Raw genomic sequence first — 16,897 nt, forward strand, 5'->3', positions numbered from 1 at the left:
GGGGAATGGAATATGAAAATATTACACACAGCTGATTGGCATCTTGGAAGAAGACCGGCAGGAGGAATTGGAAATTTTTCAAAGGTTAGGTATGATGATTATTTTAAAGCAGCAGAATATATAATAGAACAGGGAATAGAAAAAAATGTTGATGTATTTATAATAGCTGGAGATATTTTTGATAGAAGTTCTTTATTACCGGATATTTTATATAGAACTGAAAAGTTATTAGAAAAATTGAAAGAAAATAATATAGTTACTTTTTTAATAGAGGGTAATCACGACAGGATATATTCCGATAATGATTCATGGATAAAATATTTTGAAAAGAGAAAATTGGTAAAAATTCCGGAATTTGAAAGAAAAGATGGAGAATGTATATGTAATCCCATAACAATTGAAGATATTAATTTTTATGGTATTCCATATCAAGGAGTTATAATAGATGAAATTTTAGATGATTTAGCCCAAAAGCTTGATAGCAACAAAAAAAATATAGTGATTGTTCATACTGGAATAGGTGGAGAGATACTTCCTGGTTGTGTAAAAGCTGAAACAATAGAAAAGTTTAAAGGAAAAGTATTGTATATGGCTGGTGGGCATTTGCATACATATAGAAAGTTTCCAAAAGAAAATCCATATTTCTTTGTTCCTGGTTCACCAGAATACTGGGATTTTGGAGAAGGAGATGAAAAAGGATTTATTATATTTGATACTGAAACAAATAAATATGAATTTTTTCCTTCCAATAAGCGTGAAGTTAAAACATATGCATTTGATATGTCAGATGAAATATATGATGAATTAGAAAATATTCAAATAAATGAGGGAGATATTGTAAAATTAAAGATCAAGAATTTGAACAATAAAATAGTGGATACCGAAAAAATAGAGAAAATACTTGAAAACAAGGGCGTTTTAAAGGTATTTATAAATGTTGAATATACATCTTATATCAGTGGAGTAAATAATATAAAAAATATAAACAAAGAGGAAATAGAAAAAAGGGTTATAGAATCCTGGGGGAATATTTTTTCTTCAAATAGCGATAAGGTGATTAAAAATATAGGTTTAATGAAAGAAAATTTAGGTAATCCGGAATTTATAAACGAAATATTTGATAATTTTTTAAGTGGTATTTTAGAAGGTGAAAATAATGAAAATAAATAGAATACAATTAAAAAATTATAGAAATCATAGAGAAAAAATCGTTGAGTTCAGGGAAGGAATAAATCTATTGTTGGGTAAAAATGGAACGGGAAAAAGTTCAATATTTGAAGCATTGGGAATAGCTATGTTTGATATAGAACCGAGGGATAAAAGTCTTAAAAATGCGGTAAATAAAGGGGCTAAAACAGCTACAATTACAGTTGAATTTATTGGTAATGATGATAATGAATATATTGTAGAACGCAAGATAGGCGGACAAAGCAAAGTGATTTTGAAAGAGAAAAATGGGACGGTTCTTTCGGAAAGAAAAGATGATGTAATTAGAAAAATAGGTGTTCTTGCAGGAATAAAAGGTAAAAATATAAAAGAGATATTCAGAAATGTAATTAGTGCAAATCAAAATGATATTATAGGAGTTTTTAATGAAACACCATCATCGAGAAAGGAGTTGTTTAATAAAATCTTTGATACGGAAGTTTATGAGCAATTGTATTCGATTTTGCAGCTTTCAGAAAAAAAATATAATGAACAAATATTGTCTTTTGAAAGTAAAGTAGAAATATTGGAAAAGCAAATAGAAGAATATGCAGGAAAAGATTTGGAATTGGAAAAAGTAAAAAAGGAAATAGAAAATTTGGAAAATGAATTATCAAAATTGAAAGAAAAAGCGGCTCGATATGACGAAAAAAAGAAATCTCTTGAAGAAAAAATCAACAGACTGAAAGAATATGAACATAAGTTAGATTCATTAAAATTAAAAGAAGAAGTTTTGCAAGAAAAAATTTTAAAGTTGGAAAAAGATATTGATCAATCTTTAAAAGCAAAGGAAATAGTAATGAAAAGTGAAGAAGGCTATAGGAAGTATAAAGAATTAGAATATGAAATAGAAAATAACTCACAAAAGGAAAAAGAGTTAATACTGAGAGAAAAGAAAAAAAGAGAAATTCAAGAGAAAATAAAAAGGTTGGAAAGTTCTGAAGAGCTGTTATCTGAAAAATTAAAAACTGCAGAAAAAAGAGTTGGAGAAGAAAAAGAGATCATTAATAATAAAAAAGATGAATTAGAAAAATTAAATGAAATATATCAAAAGATAAATGTTGAGTTGGTAGAAACAGAGAAACAATTAAAGGAACAAATGAACATAAAGGAAAAAATAGATAATGAATATGATAGTTACAATATATTATTGGAAAAAAGAAAGAATAATTTAGAAATTATTACTGAGAAGGAAAAGAAATTACAAAAATTAGAAGAGTTAAAAGTAAAATTATTAGAATATGAAAAAAATAAAGAATATCTGTCAAATAAGCTAAAAGAAAAGGAAGAACTAAAAAATAAAATTAGGGAAATTCAAATAAAAATTGAAAATCTAAAAAATTCAAAAGAAGAATTGAAAGATGGAATTTGTCCAATATTAAATGAAAAGTGTCTAAATTTGGAACAAAAAAAAGAAGGTAATAATTATTTTGATGTTGAAATTGAAAGATTAAATAAAACAGTGAATGAATATGTTAAACAATTAGAATTACATAAAAATATAGAAAATGAAATAGCTGAAAATGATGGTAATGTAATAGAAATAAAATCGAATATTTCTGCAATAAAAAAAGAGATTGAAAATATTGAAAATATTGAATTAGAAAACAAAACAATAGAAAATCAGATAAATGAAATAAAGGAAAAATATGGCGATATACGTGAAAAAAGAGGAAAAATTACTGCTGAAATAAATGAAATTTCAGCTAAAAATGCGGAATTAAAAAATGAACTCAATAACATTTTTAAAAATATAAAAAAATATAGAAATGAAATTAATGAAAAACAGAATTTTATACTGGAAATAACTAGAAAAACAGAAGAGTATAAAAGTAAAATATTAAATATAAAATCAAAAAGGATTTCATTGATAGACGAATTGAAAGCATATGGTGATATTGAAATAGAAATAGAAGAAATTAGGGAAATAATAGAGAGATTAAAAACAGAGAGAAAAAGATACAAAATAGATTATGATAATTATTTGAAGAATAAAGAATTATCAAATAAAATTGAAGAATTAAAAGTAGCAAAACAAATAGAAGAAGAAAATTTAGAAAATTTAAAAAATACAATACAAGAAGTAAAAGAAAAAATACTATCTTTTGAAAAAGATGAGAAGTTAGAAGCGGAATTAAAAGAGTTAAATCAAAAAATAAAAATATTATATACTGATATATCGGAAATGAATAAAATACTTGGTGGAAAAAGAAATGAAAGAGAAAATCTAATAAATATTTTAAACGAGTTGAATAAAAAAGAAAAAGAAAGAAAGGAATATATAGATAAAGTTCAGTATTTTAAGAAAAAATTAAAATTAACAAAGGAATTTAGAGAAAATATAAAAGCTATGGGAAAGTATGTTAGTGAGAGGGTTACAAATATTATCTCTACATATGCAACTAATAACTATAGAGAAATTACTGGAAAAAATGAAGTAATAATCTGGGATTCATCGAGGGATTATTTAGTCATATTACGTGACGAGATAAAAGGAGATAGAGATTTTTCAATATTATCAGGCGGAGAACAGGTAAGTGTAGCTATTTCAATCAGGATAGCATTGGCAACCTTTTTGTCAAATGCAAATTTCTATATATTAGACGAACCTACAAGTAATTTAGATGAGGAAAGAAAAAATCTATTAGCAGAGAATTTGAAGAAAATGTTAAAAAATATTGAGCAAGCTTTTATAGTTACACATGATGGCACTTTTTCTGAAATGGCAGAAAATATTATTAATTTGTAAATACAAAAGCCCTGAAAATCAGGGCTTTTAATTATTTTATATAAGGATTATTAGTATGTTTGCAAGAAAACTTGTATTGTGAAATTATATCTTCATTTAAATATAAAATTGCAATAACTCCATTTGAACCGGCAAAGAAAATATTATTATTATCATCAGAACATAGCATTTTTGAATACCCTAAATGATATTTTTTAATAATATTTCCTGTTTTTTTGTCAATAAAATATACATTATGATCAAGAGCATTTAGAATAATCATATTTTTTGTTAGAATTCCTGTTCCGGGAATATAACCAATATATTTCTTCCATAAAATTTTTCCATTTTTTAAAGCATATAAATATTTTCCTTTACTTGAAACATAAACGGTTTTATCTTTATCAATTAATGGATATGAATAAGGTAAATCATCCAAATCAACTTTCCATAAAATATTGCCGTTTTTGTCAAATACAGTAAAAGTGACATATGGACCGTTAACATAAATATTATTATCTTTATCAATATTAAAATATGTTGTTAATGCTTCGTCGCCAAATTGTTTTGAAAAAAGGATATTAAAACCTTTATCCAATTTCATAATATTAGAATAAGCATCAAGAAAAATAATATTTCCTTCATGATCAATAATAGATGAAAATTTTGACATTTTAGTATCAAAAGATTTTAACACTTTGAGATTTTGATCCAATATAAAAAAACCTCTGTACCACGTTGGTAATAATAATGTATTTTGAGATTTTATAGATACTCCTGCACTAATTGTATCAAAATCAAATTTAGTTATGGTTGAATCATTGGATATAACATACAAACTTTTTCTAATTGTTGAAACAAAAACCTTATTTTTATAGATTACTGGAGGATCAACTGCAAAGGATTTTAAAGAAAATTTCTTAATTAAATTACCATAAAAATCGAAAATATAAAATAAACCTGATTGTGCAGAAACATAAATCCTGTTATTGTTTACTGAAATACCACCAATAAAAGAATCTTCTGAAACAAATAAATTAACTATAGACCTGGAAATAAAATCAATCTTTGGATTTTTAAAAGAATAATTATCAAAAACCAGAGAATTATTCACTATCTTAAAGCTTTTTGTGTAAAACTCTTTTTCATTAATAGTTAATTTATACATCTCTTTAAAAGAATCAATTTGAGGAATGTAATTCTTAGATTTTAGAAAAATAATATCTTCTGCAGAGGCATAAAAAGAAAAATCAAGAGCTTTAAAAATGAAAAGACCATTTTTTATTTCTATATTTTCATAAAAAAGAAAATCCCCGTTTTTAAAATATACAATATTTTTATTTTTGCTACTTAAATTGGGTCTGAAATAAGAAAGAATATAATTTGAAGGAATTTCAATAATTCCATAATTTGTAGAAACCTTCCATAATTTATCAGAAATGATCTTTATAGAATTAAATCTAAATTCACCGAATATCGTGGCAACATAAGAAGATAAAACTCTTTTTTTAACGACGACGATTTTTAAATCGCTGTTCTTTATATAAAAAATAGCATTATCATTTTTAAAAATAAAATAATCCCCATCGATTCTTTCAAAAGCACCCTTAAAAGTATAGGTGTTATTAAGGGAAAAATACATATTTTCTTTTTCTTCGCGTGTGAAATTCATATCTTTAATCATGGATAATGAAATTTTTTGAATCTTATTATTATGATCTTTTATAAAAACAAGAGCCCGATTCATAGAAAGAAATGTACCTGTATAATTTTGATTATCAAGTGTATCAATTGTAATGGAAAATATCAGGGAATAAAACATAAGAAATAAAAAAGTTAACATTTTTTTCATAAAAACACCTCATTCTATTAATATATCAAGTGATACATTAATTATTATATCATAAAAGTACTCATTACAAAAAATAAAAAATATCAAAAAAGTGAAAAGAAAATGATAAGAATTCATTAACAAAAAGTAACGTTCTGGAACGATGTATATAAAAGAAAATTGGAAGATTAAAAAATTAACCTGAAAAACAAAAAAACTTGACAAAAAAAATAAAATATATTAAAATTAATATAGGTATAAAAAAAAGCGAGGTTAAAAACCTCGCATCTGGTGGGCTCGGGTGGATTCGAACCACCGACCTCCCGGTTATGAGCCGGAAGCTCTCACCAACTGAGCTACGAGCCCTTCTCACTTAATGCGTTTAGATTATAACATCTAAAATTATTTTTGTCAAGTATTTTTTTTGAAGGGAGTGATAAAAAAATGAAAACATTAGATGTTGAAAGTAAAAAAAACTTTAAAATTGTTGACCCGATTAAGGTCACTTTAGATAAATATCCAAGAATTCTTGTAATAAAAGCGGCGTTTGAAACTCTAAAAGAAGGAAATAAAGTTACTTTGATAGAATTAGAAAAGAAAATATCAATATTATTAAATTATTCATATAAATATAATAGTAGGTATAAACAATAATCATGCCCCATAAAAGGGGCATGATTAATTTTATATAAAAAATGATGTTGTATTTTAAAAAAAATATGGTAAAATAATGCTGTCAATATTTTATATTAATTAAGGAGGAATTGATTATGAACTTTGAAAAATTTATTAGAGACATTCCAGATTTTCCAAAGCCGGGGATAATTTTTAAAGATATTACACCATTATTGGCAGACCCAGAAGCTTTTAAAGGTGTAATAGATGAAATGGCTGAAAAAGTTAAAGATATAGAATTTGATGCAATTCTTGTTCCAGAAGCAAGAGGATTTTTATTTGGTTCAGCATTAGCATATAAATTAGGAAAAAAATTAGTTCCTGTTAGAAAACCTGGGAAATTACCTTATGAAGTAGTTGAAGTTTCATATGCGTTAGAATATGGTGAAGCTAAGATTCAAATGCATAAAGATGCACTTGAAAAAGGAGAAAAGGTTTTAATTGTTGATGATGTTTTAGCAACTGGCGGAACAATAAAAGCAATTCAAACATTGGTAGAAAAATTAGAAGCTGAAGTTTCAGGGATTATTTGTTTAATTGAATTAGAATTTTTAAATCCAAGAGAAAAGTTAGATAATGTTAGAGTAGAAAGTATTTTGAAATATTAAAATCTTTATAAATTTTATTATGGGAGGGGTAAAATGAAAGGATTAAAATTTGATTTTACAAATATGTTTTTTCCTAATATTGAAAAAGGTATAAAACAAGAAGAGTTGATTGAATATGAGGGAAAAATAGCTGAAATCATAGATGAGATATTAAATGAAAAGCCAGGGTTTGTAAAACTTCCTCAGGATACCAAATTTCTTGATAAAATTCTTGATTTACAGGATTGGATACAATCATTTGAAAGTTTTGTGGTTCTTGGGATAGGTGGTTCAGCATTAGGAAATATTGCTTTACAAACAACATTAAATCCATTAAATTATAATTATATGAAAAATAGAAAAACACCAAAAATATTTATTATTGATAATGTAGATCCCGATTTTGTTGCATCTATTTTAGATCAAATAGATCCTCATACAACATTATTTAATGTTATATCAAAATCCGGAACAACAGCTGAAGCAATGTCAAATTATCTTATAGCAAGAGGAATAATAGAGAGTTATGGGCTTGATCCTAAAGAACATATAATATTTACAACAGATCCTGAAAATGGAATTTTAAGAAAAATTTCCAAAGAAGAAGGTATAAAAACATTGGAAATTCCACCGGAAGTTGGCGGAAGATTTAGTGTATTAACACCAGTTGGATTGCTTTCAGCATTAGCGGGTGGTATTGATATTATAGATTTATTAAATGGTGCAAAATCCATGCTGGATAAAGTGATAAATAAAAATTTAAAAGAAAATCCAGCAGCGTTAAATGCACTTTTACACTTCTTATATTATAAAAAAGGATATAATATTTCTGTTATGATGCCATATTCAAATAAACTACTATTACTTGCTGATTGGTATAGACAGCTCTGGGCAGAAAGTTTGGGAAAGAAATATAATATAAATGGGGAAATTGTAAATGTTGGTCAAACTCCTGTAAAGGCATTGGGAGCAACTGATCAGCATTCACAGGTTCAATTATATAATGAAGGCCCAGATGATAAAGTAGTAACATTCTTAAAACTTGAAAAGTTTGAAAGAGATATAAAAATACCAAAAGTGCATGAAGAATATTCCGCATTATCCTATTTAGGTGGGAAAACATTATCAGAATTGTTGAATACAGAATTATTTGGAACTGAATATGCGTTAACAGAACATGGAAAACCAAATATGAAGGTTATATTCCCTGAAATAAATTCATTTAATGTTGGTGAATTCTTCTTCCTTTATGAATTCCAAACAGCAATTATGGCAAAATTACTTGAAATAAACGCATATGATCAACCAGGGGTTGAACTTGGTAAGAAGGTTACATACGCATTAATGGGTAGAGAAGGATATGAAGAATTTGCAAAAGAAGTAAATGAAAAAGTTTCAAAAAAGGAAAAATTCGAATTATGAAAATAATAGGAATTACAGGATTGGCTGGCAGTGGTAAAAGTACCATTGCCAGTCTTTTAAAGGAAAAGGGATATCCAATAATTGATCTTGACAAGCTTGGTCATAAAGCGTTGTTTGAAAAAGATATAAAAGAAAAACTGGTAAAAAAATTTGGTGATAAAATTTTAGAAAATAATGAAATTCAAAGGAGCAAATTAGCTCAAATAGTTTTTACAAATAAAAAAAATTTAGATTATTTAAATTCTGTGGTTCATCCAAAAATTAAAGAATTTGTTTCAGAATTAATAGAGAAATATAAAAAGGATAAGTATGAATATGTAATAATAGATGGTGCTTTAATTGATCAAATAGGTTTAAATGAAATATGTGATATAATTTTATTAGTAGAAGCTTCTGATAAAGAACGCTTTAAAAGATTAACTGAATTTCGAAAAATGGATCCAGAAAAAGCTAAAAATATTATTAATGCTCAAAAAAGTTTAAAATTAAATTATCATTACAAAATCAACACAGAAAAGGAACTAAATGCAATTAAAGACGAATTATTTCAAATACTTAAAATTTTTTAATTTGATTTTTCTAAGTGAATTATAGTATAATGTAATGCTGAAGTTTTTTAATAATCTTAATGGGAGGTGTCTTTTGTGAAAAAGCTTTTATTAGTATTATTGGTATTATCACTTATGGTTTTTTCTTTTGGTGAAAAGATCAAAGTTGAATTCTGGCATGCTATGGGTGGGGGCCATGGAAAGGCATTAGAAGAATTAGTAGCTGCATTTAACAGGGAAAATCCCGAAATTGAAGTAGTTCCTGTATATGTAGGTAATTATGGTGCATTATCAAGAAAATTATTGAGTACAGTTGTTGCATACAACGAAGGTACAAGAGATAATCTTCCTGTATTAGCACAGGCATACTCAAACTGGACATCAAAGTACTTACAGAGTGAGGGAATAGTTGAACCTTTAAACAAATTTATCTACGGTGATCCAGAATTTAAAAATGTTTGGGATAATCAAATATATGATGTTTTCAAGAAATTATGTACATGGGGAGATAAAATTTACTCAATTCCTTTCAACAAAAGTGTATATACAACATATTACAATGTAGATATATTTGATTTATACGGTGTAGAACCACCAAAAACATTAGATGAATTATCAGAAGTAGCAAAAGAATTAACAGATGATATTGATGGTGACGGTCAGATTGATCAGTATGGATTGGGTTATAGAACTACAGTAGATGATTTCCAGGTATTCTTATATGCAATGAATGGTAAAATTCTTGATTATGCTGGAAATGGAAAATGGAAAATTGTTCTCGACAAAGATTTAACAATAAAAACTTTAGAATATATGCATAAATTAAAATCAGATGAAGTTGCATTTGTTCAGGGTGGATACTTAAATGATCCATTTGGAAATGGACAAATTGCAATGTATATGGGAACAATTGCAGGAAAACCATATGTAGAAAAATCAATTAAAGGAAAATATGAATGGTCATGGGCTCCATTACCTTCAGTAGATGGTGTTCCACATTCACCAATTGCTGGTACTGATTTAATTATGTTTGCTTGGGCATCACCAGCACAAAAGCAGGCAGCATGGATGTTCATGAACTTCTTATTAACAAAAGTAAATCAGGCATATTGGGCAGTAAATACAGGATATGTACCTGTTAGAAAAGACGTAGTTGAAACAGCACAATGGAAAGCATATGTTGCAAATGATGATAAACCGGCAATTGCATTAGATTCATTAAAAACAGCTGTTCCTGATCCAAAACCAGCAGCATGGTATGATATAAGAAAAGCATTAGGAACTATAACAGCTGATTTCTTATACGATAAAATAACAGCAGAAGAAGCATATAATAGAATGGTTAATGAAATGAAAAATCTCTTAATGGAAAATGAAGAATATTCAAAATAATTAAAATTTTAAGGGTGGGTGATTTAAAATCGCCCACCTTTTTTATACACAAATGTGCTTTACAAAAAATTAACCTTTTTATTATATCAATGATTTGACAATAAGGTAAAATGATGATATAATTCAAGTATGAGTTGATAAAAAGGAGGTTAAATTTTATGGCAAGAAGACCGAATCCAACCTTAAGAGCAAAAAGAAAAGAAAATTTAATGGATTCTATAATAAAAATAATTAATGAAGAATCTATTTCTGAAGCAACAACAAGACATATATGTGAAATGTCAAATTTAACTATTGCTTCTTTGCATTATTACTTTGGATCTAAAGATGAAGCGCTTGTTGCTACAGGCGAAGGGATATTGGAAGAATGGATAAATGAAATATTTAAAAAGAAAACAATGACTGCAGAAGAAAAAATAAGAAAAATTTTTACACCTCCAAAATATATGATAGCCTTTTCACAGATTTTGACATATCCGTATAGACAAAAAGAGGTATCAAAAAAAGCTAGATTTTTGGATATGCAGTTTACCAATACTATAAAAGAATTTCTTAAATTGCACGAAATTGGAATGAATAATATTGATAACACTGCAGAATTAATGAAAACATTCTTAATAGGATTAAGTTTTAAAGTTGCTGCAAATCCCGATGTTATAGACAGCGAATTAAGAAATTTAAAAGAATTTTTCAATAGAAAAGAAGATCTTCCGGATATAAAAGGTTTTTAAAAGAGGATTTAAATCCTCTTTTTTTTAATTTAAAGCAATAATAGAAAGTAATTAAATCTATTACAATTTAATTATTTTAGATTACATATTATTGAATTTTAAAAAAGACGTATTTTGTAGTACAATCAATGATACGTCTTTTTTATTATATTATAGTAGTGGAGGGGTTATATGTTTATATACTTGTTGCCAGCTATATTCTTTGGGTGGTCTCTTGGTGCAAATGATGCTGCTAATATTTTTGGTACTGCTGTTTCAAATAGGATAGTAAAATACAGAACCGCGACAATTATTTCAGCTATTTTCATTTTAATAGGTGCTTTAACTGGTGGAGCAAAAGGAATTGAGACTATAAGTAGCGTAACTGCGCAAAGTTTAATTTCAGGTTCTATTTCCGTTTTTTCAGCGGCTTTAACAATGACTGTTATGACATATTTAGGAGTTCCGGTATCTTCTTCGCAGGCCATAGTTGGTTCAATTATGGCTGTGGGATTAATAGAAGGGGGAGTTAATTGGGCAATAATTTTAAAATTAGTTTTAGCATGGGTTGGAACGCCTATTGGCGGTGCAATATTTGGCTTTTTATCTTATAAATTGTTAGCAATACCTTTTAATAAAATTAATTCTATTTATGCAAAAGAAAGAACGGTCCAAATTGCAACGCTTTTAATTGGAGCTTATGGAGCTTATTCATTAGGAGCAAATAATGTTGCAAATATTACAGGAGTATTTGCAAGTACAATAGGAGTAAATACAGCGGCATTGGTTGGAGGATTGGCCATATCATTTGGTGTATTAACATATAGTTATAAGGTTATGATGACTGTTGGTACTCAAATAATGGAATTAGATTATTTTTCAGCTGCAATTGCTGTTTTAGGTGAATCTATAACAGTATGGATTTATGCAATATTAGGAATTCCTGTTTCTACATCTCAGGCTATAGTTGGAGCGGTTATAGGGGCAGGATATGCAAGAGGCTCAAGATTAACTAATAAAAAAATTTTATTTAAAATAGTTGGCGCATGGGTAAACACCCCTGTTTCCTCAGGAATAATAACAGCTTTAATATATTTTATTTTAAAGGGGATATTTAAAATAAATCTTTAAAAATAATAATAATTTTATAGTATAATTAATATAATGGGGGTGAAAATATGGGTCTTTTTTTTGGAAGAAAAGAAAAGAAAATAATAGAATTATTTAATCAACATCTGGATGCTGTGGATACAACTATCCAGAAACTAAAAGAATTAATAAAAAATCTTGATAAAGATACATCAATTGTTTTAAAATTGGCAGATGATGTAAGAAATTCAGAATCTTATGCAGACAACATAAGAAGAAATGTTGAATCCGAAATGTATTCAGGAGCTTTTTTACCAAATTTTAGAGGTGATTTATTGGGAACGGTAGAAGCTATGGATAGAATAGCAAACAAAGCGGAAAGTGTAGCTGATGAAATTGAATTGCAGCGTCTTGAAGTGCCAGAAGAAATAAGAGAAAATCTTGTTAGATTATGTGAAAAGGCATATAATACCTATCTTGCTGTAAAAGGTGCAGCAAAAGAAATGTTTGAAAATTTTGAAAAGGCCAATGATTTAATAATTCAAACAGAGCATTTTGAGCATGAAACTGATGAAATAGAAAGAGATACAATAAGGAAGATTTATGATCTTGATATTAGCCTAGCGCATAAAATGCAGTTAAAAAAATTAGTTCACAGAATAGCTGATATATCCGATACATCCGAAGATGTTTCCGATAGAATACAAATAATTATATATAAAAGACGGGTATAGTCATCAAACATAAAACTCCCTTCAATTCTTGAAGGGAGTTTTTATTAACATAGTTGTTTGTTTATTATTAATTTGGTTGTAAAAAATGATGAAAATATGTTATAATTAAACTATAAATAAACTATTTTTATGAAGGTGATTAATACAATGAAAAAAATAAAAATAAGAATTACCTTTTTATTAGTACTGTTTTTTCTGGCGATATATTTTATTACATACAGTTTAAACAATCCCTGGATAGAAATTTTTGAACTAAAAACATTAGATTTAAGATATAGAATAAGAGGAATTGAAAAAACAACTCCAAAGGTTGTTGTAATAGCTATAGATGAAAATTCTCTTGTAAATATGTCTACAAGATTTAATGATGAATGGCCCTGGAATAGAGAACATTATGCAAGAATGATAGCTAAACTTTTTAAACTTGGAATAAAAACTATAGGATTTGATGTGTCTTTTACTACTCCTTCAGAAAGTAATATAATGAGTAATGGAAAATCTAAGGACGATATGTTGCTTGCAGCAATCTTAAGAAGATACAATAAAGTTGTTTTAGGAACGTATTTAACGGTAGAAAAAAGCAATTTTGATGAATATAATCCTGAATTTAAAAAGCAATTAGAAGAAAATAAATTTTATTTAAAATATTCATTTAAATTAAAAAATCCAGAGTATTTATCATTGTTTTTTCCGTTAACTGCATATAAGATAATACCTCCTATTCCAGAATTTTCTTCATTGGTACCTGCTTCAACATATGAAATTGGGCAGCTCGATCCTGACGGAGTTGCAAGAAGTCTTCCATTATTATTTAAAGAAGAATGGGCTGCAGATAATGGGTTTAATACAGGATTATTTCCGCATATGGATCTAATGTTGTACGCAAATTATAAAGGTTATAATCTTCAAAATTTTATTTATGATCCAAAAAATTATACAATTGAAATTGAAAATGAAAAGATTAAAACAGATAAAAATGGTTTTTTTCTTTTAAGTTTTTATGGAAAAGGTCCTCAAGTTTTTGATACTATTTCTTTTTATGATTTAGTGTATACCAATAAATATGACAATTATGATTTTAAAGATAAGGTTGCCATTTTAGGTTATTCAGCCACTGCAAAAGGATTATATGATTTGCGAGTTACACCATTTTCCAACGATGAACCAGGTGTATATTTACATGCGACTGCTGTTCAAAATTTGATAAACAATGAAAGAATGACAAGAGTTAATTATTTTTATACTTTGATTATTTTGACTTCTATTTTATTAGTAACCCTAATATTATTATCTTTTAATAAGATATACACCAAGTTATTATCCTTTATGATTCCAATTGCTTATATATTTATCTCGTATTACTTATTTAAACAGCATATATGGGTTGATACATTTTATCCAGTAATGTCGAGTTTGATTATAGCGGTTGTAGATAATGCACAATCATTCTTAAAAGAATCAAGAGAAAAGAAAAAAATAAAATCATTCTTCTTTAAATATGTACCAGATTTTGTTGCACAGAAATTATTAGAACAGGGAAAAACGGAGCTTGGTGGAGAGAAAAAGAATGTAGTTTTAATAATGTCTGATATAGTAGGATTTACTGAAAAATCAGAAAAGCTTTCTCCAGAAGAAGTTGTTAAGTTTCTCAATTTTTATTTATCACAAATGGCAGATATCATAAGAAATAAATATTATGGAACAATTGATAAATTCATTGGTGATTTAATTATGGCAATTTTTGGTGCTCCTATTGAATTTGGCGATGAAGTTGATAGGGCTATAGCCTGTGCAATAGATATGAGAAGAAAATTAAAAGATATAAATAAAGAATTAAAAAATATGGGATTTGATTTTGAAGTAAATGCAGGTATTGGTATGCATTATGGTGAAGTAGTTATCGGAAATATAGGAGCGGATTTCAGGATGGATTATACATGTATTGGAGATACTGTAAATACAACCTCGCGTATAGAACATTTAACAAGAGATTTAAATGAATGGTTAATAGTAACAGAAGAAATAGTAAAGCGATCTAAAAAATATAAATTTGAATACATTGGAGATTTTAAAGTAAAAGGTAAGGAAAAACCTTTAAAATTATACAAGATTAAGGAAGGAGATTTAGATGACGTCAATAAAGAATCTGATTCTTGAGAATATTAATTTTTTGAAAACAAGAAATATTAATTATAAAATAAAAATAGACAATGATATATTTGAAAATTTAAATAATAAAAATGCAAAAAAGATTTTTGAAGTTCATTATGGAAGTGATATCTTAATAGAATTTTATGATAATATAGATAATTTAAAAGATACTTTTTTAATTAGTTTTGATAAATTGTTAAGGGAATATACAGGAATACCTTCTAAAGATAGTGAAGAAATAATATTTGAAATCTTAAAATATGTAAAAACCGAGATAGATTTAAAAGATACTATAGAGGAATTAAAAAGAATATTTGAAAATATATTCCAGTTAAAAAAAACCGAGATTTATTTATTCAAAGATAATAATAATGTAGATGAATTAAAAAGAGCATTAAATATAAAATATATTGAAGAATTTAAAGAAGATGGAATCATAATAAATAATAATATAATGAATATTCCATTTAAAGTCGATGGGAAGAACTTTTTGTTATTTGAATTGATAAAATCCAGAGAAAAATCTTATGATATTATCGATTACATTGTTGTAAAGAATATAAATGAATATATATCAAAAACCATAGAAACCTCATATTTAGAAACCAGATTTGAAAAAATATTGGATAAATCTTTAAAGGTTTTAACGAGGATTTTAGAGGCAAGAGTGCCTGGTGCAGAAAAACATTGTGAAAGTGTTTATAAAGCTGCAATAAAAATTGGCGAAAAATTGAATTTAACCACCAAAGAACTCAAAGATTTAAAATTTGGTAGTATGATTTTTGATATAGGAAAAATAGGTATTCCTGAAAAAATATTGTTAAAAAAAGAAGAATTAACCAATTCTGAAAAAGAAGAAATAAGAAAACATGTAATATATGGGTACGAATTAGTTTCTAAAATTCCAACAATTCCTGATGGAGTAAAAGAAATAGTTTTATATCATCATGAAAAATGGAATGGAGAAGGGTATCCGTATGGGTTAAAAGGAGATGAAATACCTATTCTAGCACAGATAATAGGACTTTTAGATGCGTATTATTCGATGTTAGAGGATAGACCGTATAGAACTAAAATTCCGAAATCCAAAGCTATTGAATTAATTGAAGATTATAGTGGCGTATTTTTTAATTCACAATTGGTCGAGCTATTAAAAGAGGTGGAATCATATGAATAAAGAGATATTTTTCTATTTTTTGCTGACGCATCTTGTAGGCGATTATGTTTTTCAAAATGGATATATTGCAAAATATAAAAATTCTAAACTTAAAGTTTTAATACTTCATGTTTGTATAATATTCTTATCAATGATTATTCTAATGTATCCAAGTTCATTGAAAATAAATAATTTGATAGTAATTATAACCTTGACAATAATTCATTTTGCTATTGATACAATAAAATTTAAAAATAGAACTAAAAAAGTATTTAATACCCATACATATTATATTATAGATCAAGTTATGCATTTTTCTTCCTTATTAATGGCGAGTTTTTTTTACGAAACTGATCATTTTCTCATCTCTCAACAATATGTAAAACTCATAGCTGTAGGATTATTTAATGCATATTTTGTTAGTTTATTGTTCTATATGATTGATGGATTTTCAAAACCTTATACAAGAGATTATCTTGGATACTTTTTTCGGTTTTCGTTACCCTTTATAAAATATTATGGGGATATGTACTTCTTAATAGCTTCAATTATATTTATAACGTTTTCCATAGTAATATTTTTAAGAAATAATACAGAAAATATAAAATCAGAGAGTGGACCTTTAGCTTTAAGTATAATTATAACTTATTTATCCATATGGAGGTGAT

Annotated in this window: 14 protein-coding genes and 1 tRNA gene; 13 read left to right on the plus strand and 2 right to left on the minus strand. The window is 26.8% G+C overall.

The window, feature by feature from the left end:
• Positions 1-12 precede the first annotated feature (12 nt).
• Both MARPI_RS00270 and MARPI_RS00275 read left to right on the plus strand, forming a co-directional pair.
• Positions 13-1,170 carry a metallophosphoesterase family protein gene (locus tag MARPI_RS00270; protein WP_014295584.1) on the plus strand — a complete coding sequence of 386 codons (1,158 nt, stop codon included), beginning with the start codon at positions 13-15 and terminating at the stop codon, positions 1,168-1,170.
• Complete coding sequence (locus MARPI_RS00275; protein WP_014295585.1) at positions 1,157-3,955, plus strand: AAA family ATPase; 2,799 nt, start codon at positions 1,157-1,159, stop codon at positions 3,953-3,955. The genes MARPI_RS00270 and MARPI_RS00275 overlap by 14 nt, the downstream gene beginning before the upstream one ends.
• A gap of 31 nt (positions 3,956-3,986) precedes the next feature.
• On the opposite strand, the gene MARPI_RS00280 is transcribed toward MARPI_RS00275, so the two are convergent.
• Positions 3,987-5,786, minus strand: coding sequence for an outer membrane protein assembly factor BamB family protein (locus tag MARPI_RS00280; RefSeq protein ID WP_014295586.1), 1,800 nt, complete (start codon positions 5,784-5,786; stop codon positions 3,987-3,989).
• A 268-nt stretch (positions 5,787-6,054) separates the two neighbouring features.
• A tRNA-Ile gene (locus MARPI_RS00285) sits at positions 6,055-6,131 on the minus strand.
• Positions 6,132-6,209: 78 nt separating this feature from the next.
• Between MARPI_RS00285 and MARPI_RS00290 the strand changes: the two genes are divergently transcribed.
• The 11 genes from MARPI_RS00290 to MARPI_RS00340 all read left to right on the plus strand — a co-directional run bounded on the left by MARPI_RS00290 (position 6,210) and on the right by MARPI_RS00340 (position 16,896).
• Entirely contained in the window at positions 6,210-6,419 is a 210-nt protein-coding gene (locus MARPI_RS00290) for a hypothetical protein (protein ID WP_014295587.1), read from the plus strand.
• 116 nt (positions 6,420-6,535) lie between these two features.
• Complete coding sequence (locus tag MARPI_RS00295; RefSeq protein WP_014295588.1) at positions 6,536-7,048, plus strand: adenine phosphoribosyltransferase; 513 nt, start codon at positions 6,536-6,538, stop codon at positions 7,046-7,048.
• A gap of 33 nt (positions 7,049-7,081) precedes the next feature.
• Positions 7,082-8,449 (plus strand): glucose-6-phosphate isomerase, encoded by a 1,368-nt coding sequence (locus MARPI_RS00300; protein ID WP_014295589.1) that lies wholly within the window; start codon positions 7,082-7,084, stop codon positions 8,447-8,449.
• The gene (gene coaE, locus MARPI_RS00305) at positions 8,446-9,018 is read left to right on the plus strand and encodes a dephospho-CoA kinase (RefSeq protein WP_014295590.1); all 573 of its coding nucleotides are present in this window, start codon (positions 8,446-8,448) and stop codon (positions 9,016-9,018) included. The genes MARPI_RS00300 and coaE overlap by 4 nt, the downstream gene beginning before the upstream one ends.
• A 75-nt stretch (positions 9,019-9,093) precedes the next feature.
• On the plus strand, positions 9,094-10,389 hold the full coding sequence (locus MARPI_RS00310) for an ABC transporter substrate-binding protein (protein ID WP_014295591.1): 1,296 nt from the start codon (positions 9,094-9,096) through the stop codon (positions 10,387-10,389).
• A 158-nt stretch (positions 10,390-10,547) separates the two neighbouring features.
• Complete coding sequence (locus MARPI_RS00315; protein ID WP_014295592.1) at positions 10,548-11,120, plus strand: TetR/AcrR family transcriptional regulator; 573 nt, start codon at positions 10,548-10,550, stop codon at positions 11,118-11,120.
• 171 nt (positions 11,121-11,291) lie between these two features.
• Positions 11,292-12,230 carry an inorganic phosphate transporter gene (locus tag MARPI_RS00320; protein ID WP_014295593.1) on the plus strand — a complete coding sequence of 313 codons (939 nt, stop codon included), beginning with the start codon at positions 11,292-11,294 and terminating at the stop codon, positions 12,228-12,230.
• A gap of 47 nt (positions 12,231-12,277) precedes the next feature.
• The gene (locus MARPI_RS00325; protein ID WP_014295594.1) at positions 12,278-12,922 is read left to right on the plus strand and encodes a TIGR00153 family protein; all 645 of its coding nucleotides are present in this window, start codon (positions 12,278-12,280) and stop codon (positions 12,920-12,922) included.
• 147 nt (positions 12,923-13,069) lie between these two features.
• Positions 13,070-15,079 (plus strand): CHASE2 domain-containing protein, encoded by a 2,010-nt coding sequence (locus MARPI_RS00330; protein ID WP_014295595.1) that lies wholly within the window; start codon positions 13,070-13,072, stop codon positions 15,077-15,079.
• Positions 15,051-16,250, plus strand: coding sequence for an HD-GYP domain-containing protein (locus tag MARPI_RS10550; protein ID WP_014295596.1), 1,200 nt, complete (start codon positions 15,051-15,053; stop codon positions 16,248-16,250). The genes MARPI_RS00330 and MARPI_RS10550 overlap by 29 nt, the downstream gene beginning before the upstream one ends.
• Positions 16,243-16,896, plus strand: a complete 654-nt coding sequence (locus MARPI_RS00340; protein ID WP_014295597.1) for a DUF3307 domain-containing protein — start codon at positions 16,243-16,245, stop codon at positions 16,894-16,896. Before MARPI_RS10550 ends, MARPI_RS00340 begins: the two co-directional genes overlap by 8 nt.
• Position 16,897: the final 1 nt, after the last annotated feature.

Origin of the sequence: Marinitoga piezophila KA3 (assembly GCF_000255135.1) — a bacterium.
Classification (GTDB): domain Bacteria; phylum Thermotogota; class Thermotogae; order Petrotogales; family Petrotogaceae; genus Marinitoga; species Marinitoga piezophila.

Bases quoted from the DNA above. Each gene is read 5' to 3' on its own strand.
- MARPI_RS00270 (WP_014295584.1), top strand. From the start codon at position 13: ATGAAAATATTACACACAGCTGATTGGCATCTTGGAAGAAGACCGGCA.
- coaE (WP_014295590.1), top strand. From the start codon at position 8,446: ATGAAAATAATAGGAATTACAGGATTGGCTGGCAGTGGTAAAAGTACC.
- MARPI_RS00340 (WP_014295597.1), top strand. From the start codon at position 16,243: ATGAATAAAGAGATATTTTTCTATTTTTTGCTGACGCATCTTGTAGGC.
- MARPI_RS00290 (WP_014295587.1), top strand. From the start codon at position 6,210: ATGAAAACATTAGATGTTGAAAGTAAAAAAAACTTTAAAATTGTTGAC.
- MARPI_RS00295 (WP_014295588.1), top strand. From the start codon at position 6,536: ATGAACTTTGAAAAATTTATTAGAGACATTCCAGATTTTCCAAAGCCG.
- MARPI_RS00300 (WP_014295589.1), top strand. From the start codon at position 7,082: ATGAAAGGATTAAAATTTGATTTTACAAATATGTTTTTTCCTAATATT.
- MARPI_RS00315 (WP_014295592.1), top strand. From the start codon at position 10,548: ATGGCAAGAAGACCGAATCCAACCTTAAGAGCAAAAAGAAAAGAAAAT.
- MARPI_RS00325 (WP_014295594.1), top strand. From the start codon at position 12,278: ATGGGTCTTTTTTTTGGAAGAAAAGAAAAGAAAATAATAGAATTATTT.
- MARPI_RS00330 (WP_014295595.1), top strand. From the start codon at position 13,070: ATGAAAAAAATAAAAATAAGAATTACCTTTTTATTAGTACTGTTTTTT.
- MARPI_RS00275 (WP_014295585.1), top strand. From the start codon at position 1,157: ATGAAAATAAATAGAATACAATTAAAAAATTATAGAAATCATAGAGAA.
- MARPI_RS00280 (WP_014295586.1), bottom strand. From the start codon at position 5,786: ATGAAAAAAATGTTAACTTTTTTATTTCTTATGTTTTATTCCCTGATA.
- MARPI_RS00320 (WP_014295593.1), top strand. From the start codon at position 11,292: ATGTTTATATACTTGTTGCCAGCTATATTCTTTGGGTGGTCTCTTGGT.
- MARPI_RS10550 (WP_014295596.1), top strand. From the start codon at position 15,051: ATGACGTCAATAAAGAATCTGATTCTTGAGAATATTAATTTTTTGAAA.